The organism is Cryptosporangium japonicum (assembly GCF_039524755.1).
GTDB lineage: Bacteria > Actinomycetota > Actinomycetes > Mycobacteriales > Cryptosporangiaceae > Cryptosporangium > Cryptosporangium japonicum.
The window spans coordinates 292,548-307,156 of sequence record NZ_BAAAGX010000046.1 but is presented as its reverse complement, the minus strand read 5'-3'; the positions used below and the strand labels follow the sequence as shown (position 1 = coordinate 307,156).

The following is a 14,609-nucleotide window of genomic DNA, read 5'->3' as shown; positions in this document are numbered from 1 at the left end:
CCTAGGGTTTGTCCGCGCGTTTCCGAACCGCCAAAGGGGCTCCAGCCAGGTCCTCTTCGTTGCAGAGCAACTTGACTTCGTAGTAGGGAGCACCCTCCGCATCGTCGTAATCCAAATGGATGGCGATGACGTCCACCGGTTCCGCCAACCAGGTCTCGGCTTCCCGGAGCCAGGCGGCTGCGCGCTCGAGCGCGGTGGGGAGGTCGTCGTCGCGGAATTGGACCGGACGGTACGGCACCCCCTCAACGCGGTCGTTCGGGTGCGCCGGAGCAGGAAGGTCGACTGCCAGGCCGGACTCGTCGAGCCGGAGCTCGATCGTCTCCTCGATCACCTCATCGAGTGTTCGCCATTATCGGCCGGTCCACAAGCCGACAAACGCACCGTGTTACCAGCGTCGATCTCGTTCGCATTCAGGAATGCGTTCCGGACCACTGCGTTCGTCGCCCGGTCGAGGGGGTCGGCGGTCCCTGATCACCCGGAGCACCGGAGCCGACGTCGCCGGCTCCGGAGCCGGGAATCGTTATCCGTTCCGGGCGGTGTCGCCCTTGCCGGTGTACTTCTGCGCGGCGTCGACGGCCTTGTCGATGTTGGCGCTGTGCTTGCGACCGGTGCGCTCGTCGACGATGTCGCCGAGCTTGTCCAGGCCCTTGTCGACCTGCTCGTCGTGCTTGTCGACGAACTCCTTGGCCTTGTCGAACAGACCCATGGCCCCTCCTCGGTCAGTCGGTCCCGGGGGCGGGAACGCCGACCGGGTTGGGGAACGGAAGCACCCCGGCCGCCACGATCGTCGTCGCGAGCGGTGTGAGCAACTCCGTGAGCTCGGCAGTCGCCTCGGTGCCGAGCACGCGGTAGGGACCCGAGGCCAGCTGGTCGGTGTCGTCCTCGAGGGTCTCGCGGGCCGCGACGCCCTGCGGCGTGAGCGTCCAGTCCTCGCGCAGCCAGCCGCGCCCGACCAGGTTCTCGACGCCGGCGTCCCAGTCCTCGTCCGACCATTTGCGTGCGGTACGCAGCAACTCGGCCGACGACCGGCCGGAGGCGATCGCCAGGATGTGCGCCTCGACCGGGCCGATCTCGCCGGTGACCAGCAACGAGACGTGACCGTCGCCGCGGTGTTCGCGGAGCACGGTCAGCGCGTGCCAGAGCGCCAGATGGGGCTCGTCGGGCACGGTGAGCGCGGCGTTGGCGGCGGCCAGCGGCCGGCCGGACACCTCGGCGCCACGGACCGCGGAAGCGGCCTCCACGGCCAGCTCGGTGGCGCGGCCGACGTTCGGGTCGGCGGCGACCTGGTCGCCGAACAGGCGGCGCAGTGACGCGTCGACACCCGCGAGCCGGGCCTCGATCAGCTGCTCGGGGGAGGCGTAGCCCCACACGTCGGGCACCGCGCGCTGCACCATGCCGGGGTGGAAGTTGTGGAACGTGGCGGTCACGGTCGCGGCGGAGACCGCGCCGAGCGGAGCGGCCCGGCAGCCGAAGTAGCCCATCCAGTAACCCTTGAGTCCGAGCGCGTCGGTCGCCTGCCGGGTCTCCGGGGCGAAGTAGCTCAGCACGTGGACGACCTCGAGAACCTGCCAGGCGCGGCGGGCCAGAGCGGGGTACGGGTCACGGAGTTCGGGCACGGATCCTCCCGAGCGACTAAGGGGGAATGGGCGACCGCCAGCCTGCCACAGGACAGCGTGTGATCGGCCGACTCCACCGTGGTTCCCGTCGTTCGGACCGGGTTGATGGGGATTGGTGCCGGTGGCCGACCTCGGTTTGACATGGCAACCTTGGGTGACGTGAGTGACGACGTGTTGGACTTCGACGCCACGACGCTTCCGGGCCGGCCCTGTTCGATGGCGGCCGCGCTGTCGCTGGTGGGCGAGAAGTGGGCCCTGCTGGCGGTCCGCGAGATCTTCTGGGGCAATCACCGCTTCGACGAGATCGCCCGCAACACCGGCGCTCCGCGCGACCGGTTGGCCGCGCGGCTGCGGAGTCTCGAAGCGGCCGGGGTGGTCGAGCGGCAGCGCTACTCGGAGCGGCCGCCGCGGTTCGAGTACCACCTCACGCCGGCCGGGCGGGACCTGTCCACCGTGATGGACTCGCTGCGCAGCTGGGGTGACCGGTGGTTGGCCGGCGACCCGCCGGCGGCGATCGGCCACAGCTGCGGCGAGGTGCTCGACGGCCTCTACGTCTGCCGCCACTGCGGCGACGAGGTGCGCAACCTCGATCTGGAACTGCAGATGCGGATGCCCGACTGGGACCGCAGCGGCCCGCTGGCCTGAGTCAGGCCGCCCGGGTGTACCAGCCGTCCGGCTGTCCCCGGCGCCGACGGAGGCCGGCGGCGAGCCGGGCTTCGAGCCGGTCGAAGAGGTTCGACCGTCCGTCGTGACCGGCCTCGGCGACGGGTCGGTGGTCGGCGGGGTGGGGTGTCGCGACCCCCTGGGTAGGGCGGACCGGCTCGGTGGGGTCCGCCGGGATGACCCGGAGCCGGGCGGCGGCGGTGATCTGGTCGGGGTGGAAGCGGCCGTGCATCATGGCGTCCCCCGTTCGGGGCGATCGGAGATGGGGTAGTCGGTGGTGCTGGCGCCTCGAGTCGCGGTACGGTTAACTATCGATCCGACGATAGAGAATTAAGGTACCTACAAAAGATAGTGCCTTGTTCGGAGCTCGGGGTCAAGGGTGGAGGCGGCCATGGCAGCCGACCAGAGCCAATCCGACCAGCCGCAATACCAGGTCATCGCGAACGATCTACGCAGCCGCATCCAGCGGCGTGAGCTGCTGCCCGGCGCCCAGGTGCCCACCGAGAAGGACCTCGCGGCCGCCTACGACTGTTCGCGCAACACCGTCCGGATGGCGTTGCTGGCGCTCGCCAACGAGGGCCTGATCTCGGCCGGTCGCGCGCGTGCCGGCCGGATCGTGCGGCGGCGCGAACAGTTCGTGCTGACGCACCGGGTCGAGGAGGATCTCGGCGCCGCCCGGTTCCGCGGCCCGGACAGCTTCGCCGACCAGGCGCACCGCAACGGCCGCACGCCGACGCAGGAGATCGAGGTGTCGATCGTGCCCGCCGGGCCCGAGTGGGCCACCCGGCTCGAGGTGCCGGCCGACGAGCGGCTCGTCCGGCGCCGGCGGGTGCGCTTCCTGGACGGCGCGCCGTCGCACCTGTCCGAGTCGTACTACCCGTTGTCGCTGGTCGAGGGCACGCCGGTGCTCGAGCCCCAGGAGATCGTGCCGAGCGTCGTGCCGCTGCTCGCGGCGTTGGGGCACCGGCAGGTGCGCTACACCGACGAGATCGTCACCCGGATGCCCGGCCCGGACGAGGCGCGGCTGCTGGAGATCGGCGTCGGTGTGCCGGTGATCGAGCACGTCCGCACCGGCTTGAGCGTGGCGCGGCCGGTGCGCCTGACCAGGACCGTGCTTCCCGGCGACCGCCACCAGCTCCGCTACGAGCTACCGGGCTGACGCGCGCGCGGTAGCGGTGGTCTTCGATTTGGCACACCGCTTCCGCGACTTCTCCTCGTACCGTTCGCGGACGTGGTGTTGCGGCTCCGCGTAGCGCGTCAGCAGCAGCACCGATCCCAGCGCGGCGACGAAGCCGATCGCGGCGAGCCACTCCCGTCCCGGCGCGATGCGGTCGCCGAGCAGCAGCAGGCCGACCAGGGCGGGCGGGATCGCGGCGGCGGCGTCCATCGACGCGACGGCCGCGGTGGTGGAGCCGCGCTGCATCGCCAGCCCGAGCAGCAGCTGCCCGACGACGGTGTGCGCCAGCAGGATGTAGAGCAGCGGATCGGTGACGAACGCCCCGATCGAGTGCGCGCCGGCCAGCGGGCGCGACGCGATCGCCACCGCGCCGAACGAGAGCCCGGAGAGGGCGCCGAGCGCGACCGACCCCGGTGCGCCGTGCAGTGGCACCGCGGCCCGCCCCAGCAGCCCGACGATCGGCACGCTGAGCGCCAGCGCGCAGACCTCGACGCCGTTGAGCGGCCGGGACTGGCTGACCTCGGCCGAGATGATCAGCGCCGCCAGGCCGAAGACGAGCGTGCCCAGCAGCACGACCTCGGAGACCGGATGTCGCCACTTGAGGAAGGCCACACCCAGCAGGACCGTGACGCCGAGCCCGGCGGCCACGGCGGTCTGGACGAGGAACAGCGGGAGATCACGCCGGGCGAAGAACGCGAACGCGAACGCGAGCAGCTGGCACAGCAGCCCGGCCAGGTAGACCCGGTGGCCGGCCAGTTTCAGCAACAGGCCCGGATCGAGTTTCGAGTGCACGGTGACGCGAGCCGCGGCGACCGACTGCAAGAAGTTCGCCACGCCGTAAGCGGCCACCGAAGCGCCCAGGAAAATCCATCCGAAGGACACTCCTGCGAGGATAAGCCCCCACCTCACGAGTCGCTCGCGGAGGCTTCCGCACCGGCCGTTCGGGCGATGGGTGCGGTCGGCTCCCTGATCAGATAGCTAAAGTCGGCCCGGATCGGTGCCGATGATCTTCAACACGGATTCGTGCAGCAATCCGTTCGTCGCTACCGCGCTGCCACCGGCGGGTCCGGGCTTCCCGGACAGATCGGTGAACGTGCCCCCGGCCTCGGCGACGATCGCGGCGAGCGCGGCGAGATCCCACAGGGAGACCTCCGGTTCGCACGCGACGTCGACCGCGCCCTCGGCCAGCAGTACATAGCTGTAGAAGTCCCCGTAGGCACGGGTGCGCCAAACCGATCGGGTGAGATCGACGAATTCGCCCAGCGCGCTCTGCTCTTCCCAGCCCGAGAGCGACGAGTAGGAGAGCGACGCGTCGGCGAGGTTGCCTACCGCCGAGACGTGGATCGGGGTGCCCGCGGTCGGGCGCCGCCCGGCGTAGGCGCCGCAGCCCTTCGCGGCCCACCAGCGGCGGCCCAGCGCGGGCGCGGTCACCATCCCGGCGACCGGCTCGTCGTTCTCCAGCAGCGCGATCAGCGTCGCCCAGACCGGGACGCCGCGGACGAAGTTCTTGGTCCCGTCGATCGGGTCGATCACCCACCGCCGGACGCCGTGGCCGGGTACCTCGCCGAACTCCTCACCGATGATCCCGTCCCGCGGGCGGGCCCGGTTGAGCGTCGAACGCAGTGCTTGCTCGACGGCCGTGTCGGCATCGGTGACCGGAGTCATGTCCGGTTTCGACGAGACCCGGAGGTCCTGCGCCTTGAAGCGCGCGGTGGTGATCCGGTCCGCCGTGTCGGCCAGGACGTGGGCGAACGCCAGATCGTCGGAGTAGCGGGACATGGACTGGAGGCTACCGCTCAGAGCCGAACCAGCTGTTCCGCCGCGTTCGGGTCGTCGTACGCGCCGTAGCGCAGCAGCACCGAGGCCGGCCGCGCCGGGAACGAACGCAGGGCCGGCTCCATCGCGGCGAACAGCCGGTTGGCGTCGGGGCCGTAGGCGGAGAGCACCAGCTCGTCGTCGCCGAACTGCGGTGGCTCGAATTCACCGGCGCCCGCGGTTTCGATCGCCGACGCCAACTGCTCTTCCAACGCGTAGACGTTGTGCAGGTTCGTCGCCGTGCCGCTCGGCCCGGCCTCGAGACGGAAGCGCGCAACGACGACGTGTTCGGAAACGTCCGCCATCGCGAAGGGGTTTTTGCGGGAGAAGAATCCCAATTTAGTGTCCCTACTTCTGGGTGGCTCCGCGCGTACGGGCCGACCGCGACGATCCCCCGCGGCCCGCACTGTACCGCCGGAGGGAATTCGGTTGCACGGGGCACGGCGACATTGGAACCGGGTGGAGGGGGACAGATCGGCCGGTCGTCGGATAGCGCGGAGAATCGATTCCGACAGTGGTCGACAGGGGCCTTACCAGTGTCTTTTCGCCACGTTATTAGGAGACAAAATCTCCGCGACTCGCGAGCAGATAGCGGTACGACGCGAGTCGTTCCGGCGACGCGTGTCCCTCGGCCACCCACTCGTCGAGCGCGCACCCTTCCTCGGCCGACCGGTGCTCGCAGCCCGGCGGGCACTCCTCGGCGCCCTCGGCCAGATCCGGGAACCCGGCCAGCAGGCTGGCCGGCGAGACGTGCGCGAGCCCGAACGAACGGACGCCGGGAGTGTCGATCACCCAGCCGCCGCCCGGAAGCGCCAGCGCCACCGCGGACGTGGACGTGTGCCGCCCCTTGCCGACCGCGCTGACCCCACCGGTGGCGCGCTCGGCGTCGGGCACCAGGCGGTTGACCAACGTGGACTTGCCGACGCCGGAGTGCCCGATCAGCACCGACAGCCGGCCGTTCAGCCGCTCCTCGAGCTCCACCGGCTCGTCGTCGCGGCGGGTGGTGACCACCGGCAGGTCGAGCGCCGACCAGTGCCGGCGGAACTCCTCGGCCGCGCCGTCGGCGGCGAGGTCCGCTTTGGTCAGACAGAGCAGCGGGTCGACGCCGGCGTCGAACGCCGCGACCAGGCAGCGGTCGACGAACCCGGTGCGGGGCGGCGGATCCACCAGCGCGGTGACGATGACGAGCTGGTCGGCGTTGGCCACGATCACCCGCTCGTACGGGTCGTCGTCGTCGGCGGTGCGCCGCAGCACGCTGCGACGCTCCGCGATCCGGACGATGCGGGCCAGCGCGTCCGGGCCGCCGGACAGGTCACCGACCAGCGCGACGCGGTCACCGACCACGACGGACTTGCGGCCCAGCTCCCGGGCCCGCATGGCGACGACGACCTGGTCGTCGAGCCAGCACGTGTAGCGGCCGCGGTCCACGCCGACGACCATGGCCTCCTGCGCGTCGGAGTGGCTCGGCCTGGTGCGCGTACGCGGCCGCGAGCCACGACGCCCCGGCCGGACCCGGACGTCGTCCTCGTCGAGCTCGCGCCGGGGGCTCAGCGGGGACTCACCAGCTCGGTCCAGACGGTCGTGAACGTCGGCATCGTCTTGCCCGTCGTCGCCACGTTCTCCACCGCCACCCCGTCCACCGCGAGTCCGATCAGTACCCCGGCCTGCGCCATCCGGTGGTCCTCGTAGCTGCCGAACACCCCACCGCGCAGCGGGCGGGGCTCGATCGCCAGGCCGTCCTCGGTCTCGGTGACCGCGCCGCCGAGGTTGTTCAGCTCGGTGGCCAGCGCGGCCAGCCGGTCGGTCTCGTGCCCACGCAGGTGCGCGACGCCACGCAGCCGCGACGGGGTCTCGGCGAGTGCGGCGAGTGCGGCGAGCACCGGCGTCAGCTCGCCGACGTCGTGCAGGTCGGCGTCGAGGCCGGTGAGGCGGTCGCCGGCGGCGACGGTGAGCCCGTGCTCGTCCAGCGTCACCAGGGCGCCCATCCGGGTGAAGAGGTCGCGCAGTGCGTCGCCGGGCTGGGTGGTGCGTGCCGGCCAGCCGGTGACCGTGACGCGCCCGCCGGTGGCCAGCGCCGCGGCGAGGAACGGCGCGGCGTTGGAGAGGTCGGGTTCGATCGCGAGGTCGAGCGGGGCGATCGGGCCCGGCTCGACCCGCCAGGTGTTCGCCTCGCTGTCGTCGACCGTGACGCCGGCGTCGCGCAGCATCGCGACCGTCATGTCGATGTGGGGGAGGCTCGGGACCGGTTCTCCGTCATGGTGCACGACCACGCCCTTGTCGTAACGCGCGCCGGAGAGCAGCAGCCCGGAGACGAACTGCGAGGACGCCGACGCGTCGATCGTCACGCTGCCGCCGGGCAGGGCGCCGGTGCCGGCCACCGTGAACGGGAGCGCGGCCCGGCCGTCGTCCGCGATCTCGGCGCCGAGGCCGCGCAGCGCGTCGATCAGCCGGCCCATCGGCCGTTCGCGTGCCCGCGGGTCGCCGTCGAGCGTGACCTGCCCGTCGGCGAGCACCGCGGCCGGCGGCAGGAAGCGCATCACCGTGCCGGCCAAGCCGCAGTCGACGGTGGCCGGGCCACGGAACGGGTTCGGCGTGACGTGCCAGGCGTCGTCTCCCGTGACCTCCACGCCCAGCGCGCGCAGCCCGCCGACCATCAGTTCCGAGTCGCGGCTGCGCAGCGGAGCGCGGAGCACGGACGGCCCGGACGCCAGCGCGGCGAGGATCAGCGCACGGTTGGTCACCGACTTGCTTCCGGGCATCGTGACGGTGCCGACGACCGGAGCGGTCGCGCGCGGGGCCGGCCAGGGATCGATCTGCATGGTTGTCAGTCTGCCGGAAGTGTCGGTGGGGCTCAGTAACGTGGCGGCCATGTGCGGTAGGTATGCCTCCAGCCGGAGCGCGGACGACCTGGTGGCCGAGTTCGACGCGGTCGGCACCGCGTTCGACGAGCCGTTGCGGCCCGACTACAACGTCGCGCCGACGACGACCGTGCCGGTGGTCCGCGTCTCGGGCTCGCAGGGCGGCCGGGTCGTCGACGCACTGCGCTGGGGCCTGGTGCCGTCCTGGGCGGCCGATCCGTCGGGCGGGGCCCGGATGATGAACGCGCGGGCCGAGTCGGTGGCCACCAAGCCGGCGTTCCGGTCCGCGTTCGCCCGGCGCCGGTGCCTGGTGCCCGCCGACGGCTGGTACGAGTGGTCCCCGCGGCCCGACGGGCCGGGCAAGCAGGCCTGGTACCTCACCCGGGCCGATGGTGGGCTGTGCGTCTTCGCCGGGCTCTGGGAGGTCTGGGGCAAGGGCGACGACAAAGTGGCCACCTGCTCGATCGTCACCACCGACGCGCTCGGTCCGCTGGCGTCCGTGCACCACCGGATGCCACTGCAGCTGCCGCGTGAGCGGTGGGCGGAGTGGCTGGGTGAGTCGGCCGCCGATCCGGCCGCGTTGCTCGCGCCCCCGTCCGGCGAACTGCTGGCCGGCATGGAGCTGCGGCCGGTCGGGCCGGCCGTCGGCAACGTGAAGAACACCGGCCCGCAGCTGAGGGAACGGGTCGAAGCGGTCACTCCGGTGTCACTCGACACCTTGTTCTGAGCGGGTTGGCGAAACCCCGTAACGCCCCTCCTCTCGCCTCGTTGTCTGTGACGTAGCGAGTTCGGCCCGTGGCAGATCGGTTGGAGAGGCCGGCGCTTCCTCCGGGGGTTGCGCGCATGTCACGGGGACACCGGTACAGGGCACGTACCCCGTGCAGGAAGGAGAGCAGACACGTGACTCGGGCCAGGCTGCCGAGGCCACATGAGGTGCTCGCGGCGAGCCGCGATCCCCGGTTGCTGGCGGCGAGGGCGGCACGCCCCGCCGACCCCACGTGGCGCACACGCGGACGCTGCCGCACCGTCGACCCGGAGACGTTCTTCCCACTCCCCACCGAACCGGCGGATCCGGCGCTCAGTTTCTGCCATTCCTGTGACGTGCAGGCGGACTGCCTCGCGGCGGCGTTGAACGCCGGCGACTGCGAAGGGGTCTGGGGCGGTACGACACCCCGGGAGCGGCGCGCCATGCTGGTGGCATGGCGGAATCGCACCGGAGTGGCGGGCGCACCGACGTCGTTCACGAGCGCACGCGCCCGGGCGGAACGGGCGGACACCGTTCACCGGGAGGGCTGACGCCCGAGGAGCCCGCCGGGGGGCTCCTGTCGGACGTCCCGACCCGGCGCGGTCCGGCTCGGGTCCGTCTCGACCCACCCGCGGGTGGGTCCCGGTCGTTGCTGGTGCTCGGCCACGGCGCCGGCGGGGACGTCGACGCACCGGACCTGGAGGCGGTCACCGCCGCGGTCGTGCCGTTCGGGGTGACCGTGGCGCGGGTGACGCAGCCCTACCGGGTGGCCGGGCGACGCGCACCCGCTCCGGCCGGTCACCTCGACGAGGCCTGGGTGGACGTCGTCCGTTCGCTGGCTCCGGCCGGGCCGCTCGTGCTCGGCGGGCGCTCCAGCGGGGCGCGGGTGGCGTGCCGGACGGCGGCGGAACTCGGGGCCGTGGGCGTGGTCGCGCTGGCGTTCCCCACCCACCCGCCGGGCAAGCCCGAACGCCTCCGCGTCGACGAACTACCGCTCGACCGGCCGACGCTCGTGGTCAACGGCGACCGCGATCCGTTCGGCGTGCCGCCGGTCGTCGGCATGGTGCAGTTGCACGTGGTGCCGGGCGCGGATCACTCCCTGAAGAAGGCGGTCGAGCCGGTCGCCGGATTCGTGCTCAGCTTTCTCCGCGCGAACGGTTGGGCGACTTAGGCGGTCCCGTTCCGGCGCGCTAGGGCTGCCCGCGAAGGGACCGCTCAGCCCGCCGCGAGTGCGGCCGGCTCAGCCCGCCGCGAGTGCGGCCGGCTCAGCCCGCCGCGAGTGCGGCCGGCTCAGCCCGCCGCGAGTGCGGCCGGCTCAGCCCGCCGCGAGAGCGGCCACGGTCGCGTTCGTGAGGCGCACCAGGTCGGCGGGGGAGACCTCCACCTCCAGACCGCGCCGGCCGGCCGAGACGAACACGGTGGCGAACGATTCCGCGCTCCGATCGATCACCGTGGGCAGCCGTTTGCGCTGCCCGAGCGGGCTGATCCCGCCGCGGACGTAGCCGGTGGTGCGCTCGGCCAGCGTCGGGTCGGCCATCGCGGCCTTCTTCTTGCCGACGGCCGCGGCCAGCGCTTTGAGGTCCAGCTCCCCGGTCACCGGTACGACCGCGACGTGCAGCGCGCCGTCGATCTGCGCGACGAGCGTCTTGAACACCCGCTCCGGCGCGACGCCCAGCGCCTGCGCGGCCTCCAGGCCGTACGAGCCGGACGCGGGATCGTGCGCGTACTCGTGCACGGTGAAGTCGGCACGCGCTCGGCTCAGCGCCTGCGTCGCGGGAGTTCCTCGGCCGGCCATGGCGGGATCGTAGACGGCGGAACATTTGCTCGGACAGGTGTGTTCTCCGAGCGTGTGGGAAGAGCTGAGTAGGCCAGCAGGGCTGGCATCGATGGAACGCTCGGCACCGACTTGGGTGCTGGGGGACGTGTCCGACCCCAAGGCGGTGAATTTCGGGTCGCCTAGCCTGGACGGTCTCGTTACCGTCAGCGGTGATCCGGGTTACGGCACGGGGAGCGTGATCGGCCTATCCTCGATGGCGAGCCCGGTATCGGTGCTCCGGTCGGGTTCGGCCCCGACGCCCATCCATCCGGGAGAAGACTTGCCCACAGCCCCCCAGCCTGACGACGCCGCGGGCGTCGACACTCAGCCTGGTCCGGACGCTGCCGTCGAGGCGGCGCCGACCGGGTCCGAAGAGACGGCGGCTGAGCGCAATGCCCGGTTCGAGCGGGACGCGCTGCCGTTCCTCGACCAGTTGTACGCGGCCGCCCTGCGGATGACGCGGAACCCGGCCGACGCCGAGGACCTCGTCCAAGAGGCGTTCGTGAAGGCGTATGCGGCCTTCCACCAGTTCCAGGAGGGCACCAACCTCAAGGCCTGGCTGTACCGCATCCTCACGAACACCTTCATCAACAACTACCGCAAGCGTCAGCGGCAGCCGCAGCAGAGCCCCACCGAGCAGATCGAGGACTGGCAGCTGGCGGCCGCGGAGTCGCACTCGTCGTCCGGTCTGCGCTCGGCCGAGGTCGAAGCGCTCGACCGGCTGCCCGACTCCGACGTCAAGGACGCGCTGCAGGCGCTGCCGGAGGAGTTCCGCCTCGCGGTTTACCTCGCCGACGTCGAGGGTTTCTCCTACAAGGAGATCGCCGACATCATGGGGACGCCGATCGGCACCGTGATGTCGCGGCTGCACCGCGGCCGTCGGAACCTGCGTCGGCAGCTGGAGCAGTACGCGCTGGACCGCGGAATCGTCCGCGCCGCACCCGAGGGGGTGTCGTCGTGAGCTGTGGTGGACCGCACGAGGTCGACTGCGCCGAGGTGCTGGCCGAGGTCTGGCTGTATCTCGACGCGGAGGACGGCTCGCAGAGCCGGGAGAAGATCGCCGAGCACCTCGACGAGTGCGGGCCGTGCCTGCGCGAGTACGGCATCGAGCAGGAGGTCAAGGCGCTGGTGGCCCGCTGCTGCGGCGGCGAGGTCGCGCCGGACGGCCTGCGCAAGCGGCTGATCACCACGATCCGCGAAGCGGTGGTCTCCGAGGACGGCACGCGCACCGTCTACGAGGAGACGACGATCGAGGTCCGGCGCGAAGCCTGAGCCGCCGCGCATGACAACGCCCCCGCCGGCTACGGCGGGGGCGTTCATTTTTGTCTAGCTGTTCGGACGGCGACCGTGGTTCGCCTTCTTGTTCTTGCGGGCCTTCTTCTTACGAGCGCGCCGAGCCATGTCGGCCTCCTTCCGTAGTCGAACCCCCAGCATTTCACGGGGGCTCCGACTACAGCGACTTGCGGTAGGCCAGCAGCTCCACGCCGGGCATCGGAGCCCAGTCGAGCTGCGGCAACCGGCTGAAACCGAACCGGTCGTAGAGCCGCTGCGCACTGGCCATCTGCGGCTTGGTGGAGAGGACGACGCTCCGGGCGCCGTGGCGCGTGGCCAGGTCCAGGCATTCCCGGACGAGGCGGCTGCCGACGCCGCGCCCCCGGTGGGCGGGTGCGACCGCCAGCATGCGGAACTCGGCCTGGCCTTCCCGGGAGAGCTCGGCGAACGGCGAGCCGGGCAGGCAGAACGTCACGGTGCCGAGCAATCGGCCCTGCTCGTCGATCGCGACCAGGAGGTCGCAGTGGGTGGCCCGGTGCTCGGCGTCGCGGAGCTCGTCGGCGTAACCGGAATCGTTGGCCAGCAGGCCGTCGGTCGCGTAGGCGTCGTACGTGAGCTCACCGATCGCCGCGTACTCGGCCGGCAGGGCCGTGCGGATGGTGATCACGCCGACGGGCGGCGGGTGGGACGACGTTGTCACAACGCTTGTGTACCAGAGCGACGGCGTCCATTGACTGGCTCAGTGCAGTACTGACCGCCACAAAGTTGGGAGAACTGCCCTCAACCGGTGATCGACGTCCCAGCGGGGGTGGGATCGGCACGATCGCGGAACGCGGCGGCGTCGAAGTCGCCACCCCAGGCGGCGTCCAGCCCGGCCCGGGCGACGGTGGAGAAGCCGTCGGGTCCCGGACCGGCAGGCAGGGCGCCGGTGAGCGGGCGTCCGACGATCGACTCGAGGTCGGCGACGTTGGAGCGGGCGACCAGATCGGGGTCGTGCGGCCAGGAGCCGACCACCAGGCCGGCGAGGCGCACACCGCGGGCCGTGAGCGCCTCCGCCGCGAGCGCGGTGTGGCTCGGGGCGTCGCGGCCGGTGCCGGTGACGAGAAGCACCGGGGCCTGCACCGACCAGGCCAGCTCGGCCAGCGTCCACCCGTCCGGCCCGAAGCGCTCCAGCAGGCTCCCGGTTCCCGCCACCAGCACGAGGTCGAACTCGGTGTCCAGCGCCGCGACGCTCTTGGCGACCGCGGTCAGGCGCAGGGGCCGGTCGCCGGTGTGGCGCGCGGCCGCTTCGGGCGAGAGCGCGTCGGGGTAGCGCGCGTATTCGTAGGTGGCGACGCCGGGCGCGAGCCGTTCGATCTCGGTCAGCTCGCCGGGTTCGCCGGGGCGCACCCCGGTCTGCGCGAGCTTCACCACCGCGACGGTCAGCCCTCGCGTTCCGGCGAGCGCGGCGATCGCGGCAGTAGTAATAGTCGTTCCGGCACCGATCGAGGTTTCACTGACGGCAACAATGCCCACGATCGGCCACCCTACGACGGCGCGACCGCGACAACGGGCCGCCGGCGTCGGAACGTCGATAACGAGAAGACGTCAACTGTTGGACTTTGGTACCTACCAAAGTGGCGCGCAGGTCTACGATCAACTGAGTCAGTCACGCTGGAGGCGAGAAAACCATGCCACGTCCGAGTCCTACCGTGCGCCGCCGTCGCCTCGGGCAGGAACTCCGGTCGCTCCGCGAAGGCGCCGGTCTGACCGTCGAAGCGGTCGCCAAAGAGCTCGACTGGTCGCCGTCCAAAGTCAGCCGGATCGAGACCACCGCGATCAAGGTCGGCACCGTCGATTTGCGCGCACTGCTCGACGTCTACGGTGTGACCGACCCGGATCGACGGGGCGGAATGCTGGAACTCGGGCGCGAGTCACGGGAGACGGCGTGGTGGATGCGGGTCAACGACCGCACCCCGATCCGGAGTTTCCGGGACTTCGTCGGATTCGAGGCGGAAGCGCGTCGGATACGCACGTACGAGCCGACGATCGTGCCCGGCCTGCTGCAGACCGAAGATTATGCGCGAGCCATTCTGAAAGCCTTCGAGCGCGTCTTCCAAAGCACCGACGTCGACCTCGACGAGGCGCTCAAACTCCGTCAGACCCGTCAGGAAATTCTGACCCGGGCGGAGGAACCCGTCGAGTACGTCGCGATCGTCGACGAAGCGGCATTGCGACGCCCAGCAGGTGGGAAAAAGCGCGCCGAGGTCATGAGGGGACAGATCGACAGGCTCCTCGAGTTGAACAATCGCACGAACATCACTATTCGTGTCCTTCCGTTCGAGCACGGGCTGCACCCCGGTATGAACGGGGCGTTCACGGTCGTCGACCTGCCTCACAAAGACGACCCGAACGTGGTCTACCTCGAGGTGGTGAACGAGGGGGTCCTCCTCAACGACGCCGAGAGCGTACGTTTCTACGGCCGCGTGTTCGACGGTGTCCAGCAGGAGGCCCTGGGCCGCGACTTCTCCGAGCGCCTTCTGCTCGACGTGCGTGACTCCTACGGCTCCTGAACTCCGATCTCACGCACAGTGATCTTTTGCTTAACCGGTTATCCGCGCGGCGAGCGCCCGTAGCCCGGCCGGTCAAGCGGTACCACCGTTCCGCT

General features: G+C 71.2%; 21 protein-coding genes. 8 read left to right on the top strand and 13 right to left on the bottom strand.

Features of this window, described 5'->3' with window-relative positions; all coding sequences use genetic code 11:
• Nucleotide 1 precedes the first annotated feature (1 nt).
• The 3 genes from ABD437_RS41750 to ABD437_RS41740 all read right to left on the bottom strand — a co-directional run bounded on the left by ABD437_RS41750 (nucleotide 2) and on the right by ABD437_RS41740 (nucleotide 1,616).
• On the bottom strand, nucleotides 2-331 hold the full coding sequence (locus ABD437_RS41750; protein WP_344654532.1) for a hypothetical protein: 330 nt from the start codon (nucleotides 329-331) through the stop codon (nucleotides 2-4).
• 189 nt (nucleotides 332-520) lie between these two features.
• On the bottom strand, nucleotides 521-706 hold the full coding sequence (locus tag ABD437_RS41745) for an antitoxin (protein WP_344654531.1): 186 nt from the start codon (nucleotides 704-706) through the stop codon (nucleotides 521-523).
• A 13-nt stretch (nucleotides 707-719) separates the two neighbouring features.
• A complete protein-coding gene (locus ABD437_RS41740; RefSeq protein ID WP_344654530.1) occupies nucleotides 720-1,616 on the bottom strand; it encodes an SCO6745 family protein in 897 nt (298 codons plus the stop codon).
• A 159-nt stretch (nucleotides 1,617-1,775) separates the two neighbouring features.
• Between ABD437_RS41740 and ABD437_RS41735 the strand changes: the two genes are divergently transcribed.
• Nucleotides 1,776-2,261: a winged helix-turn-helix transcriptional regulator gene (locus ABD437_RS41735; protein WP_425558373.1), complete on the top strand. Its 486-nt coding sequence runs from the start codon at nucleotides 1,776-1,778 to the stop codon at nucleotides 2,259-2,261.
• Nucleotide 2,262: 1 nt separating this feature from the next.
• On the opposite strand, the gene ABD437_RS41730 is transcribed toward ABD437_RS41735, so the two are convergent.
• Nucleotides 2,263-2,514 carry a hypothetical protein gene (locus tag ABD437_RS41730; RefSeq protein ID WP_344654529.1) on the bottom strand — a complete coding sequence of 84 codons (252 nt, stop codon included), beginning with the start codon at nucleotides 2,512-2,514 and terminating at the stop codon, nucleotides 2,263-2,265.
• 156 nt (nucleotides 2,515-2,670) lie between these two features.
• On the opposite strand from ABD437_RS41730, the gene ABD437_RS41725 reads away from it, so the two are divergent.
• Complete coding sequence (locus ABD437_RS41725; RefSeq protein WP_344654528.1) at nucleotides 2,671-3,438, top strand: GntR family transcriptional regulator; 768 nt, start codon at nucleotides 2,671-2,673, stop codon at nucleotides 3,436-3,438.
• Here ABD437_RS41725 and ABD437_RS41720 read toward each other — a convergent pair.
• From ABD437_RS41720 to aroA, 5 genes are all read right to left on the bottom strand, one after another.
• A complete protein-coding gene (locus ABD437_RS41720) occupies nucleotides 3,427-4,338 on the bottom strand; it encodes a hypothetical protein (protein WP_344654527.1) in 912 nt (303 codons plus the stop codon). The genes ABD437_RS41725 and ABD437_RS41720 overlap by 12 nt on opposite strands.
• A 96-nt stretch (nucleotides 4,339-4,434) precedes the next feature.
• Nucleotides 4,435-5,235, bottom strand: a complete 801-nt coding sequence (gene hisN, locus ABD437_RS41715) for a histidinol-phosphatase (RefSeq protein ID WP_344654526.1) — start codon at nucleotides 5,233-5,235, stop codon at nucleotides 4,435-4,437.
• A 17-nt stretch (nucleotides 5,236-5,252) separates the two neighbouring features.
• Complete coding sequence (locus tag ABD437_RS41710; RefSeq protein WP_344654525.1) at nucleotides 5,253-5,576, bottom strand: hypothetical protein; 324 nt, start codon at nucleotides 5,574-5,576, stop codon at nucleotides 5,253-5,255.
• Nucleotides 5,577-5,826: 250 nt separating this feature from the next.
• A complete protein-coding gene (gene rsgA, locus ABD437_RS41705) occupies nucleotides 5,827-6,711 on the bottom strand; it encodes a ribosome small subunit-dependent GTPase A (protein WP_425558372.1) in 885 nt (294 codons plus the stop codon).
• A gap of 107 nt (nucleotides 6,712-6,818) precedes the next feature.
• Entirely contained in the window at nucleotides 6,819-8,090 is a 1,272-nt protein-coding gene (aroA, locus tag ABD437_RS41700; protein ID WP_344654524.1) for a 3-phosphoshikimate 1-carboxyvinyltransferase, read from the bottom strand.
• A gap of 49 nt (nucleotides 8,091-8,139) precedes the next feature.
• Between aroA and ABD437_RS41695 the strand changes: the two genes are divergently transcribed.
• The 3 genes from ABD437_RS41695 to ABD437_RS41685 all read left to right on the top strand — a co-directional run bounded on the left by ABD437_RS41695 (nucleotide 8,140) and on the right by ABD437_RS41685 (nucleotide 10,045).
• Nucleotides 8,140-8,856, top strand: a complete 717-nt coding sequence (locus ABD437_RS41695; RefSeq protein ID WP_344654523.1) for an SOS response-associated peptidase — start codon at nucleotides 8,140-8,142, stop codon at nucleotides 8,854-8,856.
• Between the two features lie 173 nt (nucleotides 8,857-9,029).
• The gene (locus tag ABD437_RS41690; RefSeq protein WP_344654522.1) at nucleotides 9,030-9,425 is read left to right on the top strand and encodes a WhiB family transcriptional regulator; all 396 of its coding nucleotides are present in this window, start codon (nucleotides 9,030-9,032) and stop codon (nucleotides 9,423-9,425) included.
• Complete coding sequence (locus ABD437_RS41685) at nucleotides 9,422-10,045, top strand: alpha/beta hydrolase family protein (protein ID WP_425558386.1); 624 nt, start codon at nucleotides 9,422-9,424, stop codon at nucleotides 10,043-10,045. Before ABD437_RS41690 ends, ABD437_RS41685 begins: the two co-directional genes overlap by 4 nt.
• Nucleotides 10,046-10,189: 144 nt before the next feature.
• Here the strand turns inward: ABD437_RS41685 and ybaK are convergent, their stop codons facing one another.
• Nucleotides 10,190-10,669 (bottom strand): Cys-tRNA(Pro) deacylase, encoded by a 480-nt coding sequence (gene ybaK / locus ABD437_RS41680; protein WP_344654520.1) that lies wholly within the window; start codon nucleotides 10,667-10,669, stop codon nucleotides 10,190-10,192.
• A 301-nt stretch (nucleotides 10,670-10,970) separates the two neighbouring features.
• Between ybaK and ABD437_RS41675 the strand changes: the two genes are divergently transcribed.
• Both ABD437_RS41675 and rsrA read left to right on the top strand, forming a co-directional pair.
• Nucleotides 10,971-11,651 (top strand): sigma-70 family RNA polymerase sigma factor, encoded by a 681-nt coding sequence (locus tag ABD437_RS41675; protein ID WP_344654519.1) that lies wholly within the window; start codon nucleotides 10,971-10,973, stop codon nucleotides 11,649-11,651.
• A complete protein-coding gene (rsrA, locus tag ABD437_RS41670) occupies nucleotides 11,648-11,962 on the top strand; it encodes a mycothiol system anti-sigma-R factor (RefSeq protein WP_035857460.1) in 315 nt (104 codons plus the stop codon). The genes ABD437_RS41675 and rsrA overlap by 4 nt, the downstream gene beginning before the upstream one ends.
• Before the next feature lie 54 nt (nucleotides 11,963-12,016).
• Here the strand turns inward: rsrA and ABD437_RS43230 are convergent, their stop codons facing one another.
• The 3 genes from ABD437_RS43230 to bioD form a co-directional block, all read right to left on the bottom strand.
• Nucleotides 12,017-12,091 (bottom strand): 50S ribosomal protein bL37, encoded by a 75-nt coding sequence (locus tag ABD437_RS43230; protein WP_376981713.1) that lies wholly within the window; start codon nucleotides 12,089-12,091, stop codon nucleotides 12,017-12,019.
• A 49-nt stretch (nucleotides 12,092-12,140) separates the two neighbouring features.
• Nucleotides 12,141-12,662 (bottom strand): GNAT family N-acetyltransferase, encoded by a 522-nt coding sequence (locus ABD437_RS41665; protein ID WP_344654518.1) that lies wholly within the window; start codon nucleotides 12,660-12,662, stop codon nucleotides 12,141-12,143.
• Between the two features lie 80 nt (nucleotides 12,663-12,742).
• On the bottom strand, nucleotides 12,743-13,477 hold the full coding sequence (gene bioD, locus ABD437_RS41660) for an ATP-dependent dethiobiotin synthetase BioD (RefSeq protein ID WP_344654517.1): 735 nt from the start codon (nucleotides 13,475-13,477) through the stop codon (nucleotides 12,743-12,745).
• A gap of 176 nt (nucleotides 13,478-13,653) precedes the next feature.
• On the opposite strand from bioD, the gene ABD437_RS41655 reads away from it, so the two are divergent.
• Nucleotides 13,654-14,514 (top strand): helix-turn-helix domain-containing protein, encoded by an 861-nt coding sequence (locus ABD437_RS41655; RefSeq protein ID WP_344654516.1) that lies wholly within the window; start codon nucleotides 13,654-13,656, stop codon nucleotides 14,512-14,514.
• Nucleotides 14,515-14,609: the final 95 nt, after the last annotated feature.

Bases quoted from the DNA above. Each gene is read 5' to 3' on its own strand.
- ABD437_RS41745 (WP_344654531.1), bottom strand. From the start codon at position 706: ATGGGTCTGTTCGACAAGGCCAAGGAGTTCGTCGACAAGCACGACGAG.
- hisN (WP_344654526.1), bottom strand. From the start codon at position 5,235: ATGTCCCGCTACTCCGACGATCTGGCGTTCGCCCACGTCCTGGCCGAC.
- ABD437_RS41710 (WP_344654525.1), bottom strand. From the start codon at position 5,576: ATGGCGGACGTTTCCGAACACGTCGTCGTTGCGCGCTTCCGTCTCGAG.
- rsgA (WP_425558372.1), bottom strand. From the start codon at position 6,711: ATGGTCGTCGGCGTGGACCGCGGCCGCTACACGTGCTGGCTCGACGAC.
- ABD437_RS41695 (WP_344654523.1), top strand. From the start codon at position 8,140: ATGTGCGGTAGGTATGCCTCCAGCCGGAGCGCGGACGACCTGGTGGCC.
- ABD437_RS41725 (WP_344654528.1), top strand. From the start codon at position 2,671: ATGGCAGCCGACCAGAGCCAATCCGACCAGCCGCAATACCAGGTCATC.
- ABD437_RS41730 (WP_344654529.1), bottom strand. From the start codon at position 2,514: ATGATGCACGGCCGCTTCCACCCCGACCAGATCACCGCCGCCGCCCGG.
- ybaK (WP_344654520.1), bottom strand. From the start codon at position 10,669: ATGGCCGGCCGAGGAACTCCCGCGACGCAGGCGCTGAGCCGAGCGCGT.
- aroA (WP_344654524.1), bottom strand. From the start codon at position 8,090: ATGCAGATCGATCCCTGGCCGGCCCCGCGCGCGACCGCTCCGGTCGTC.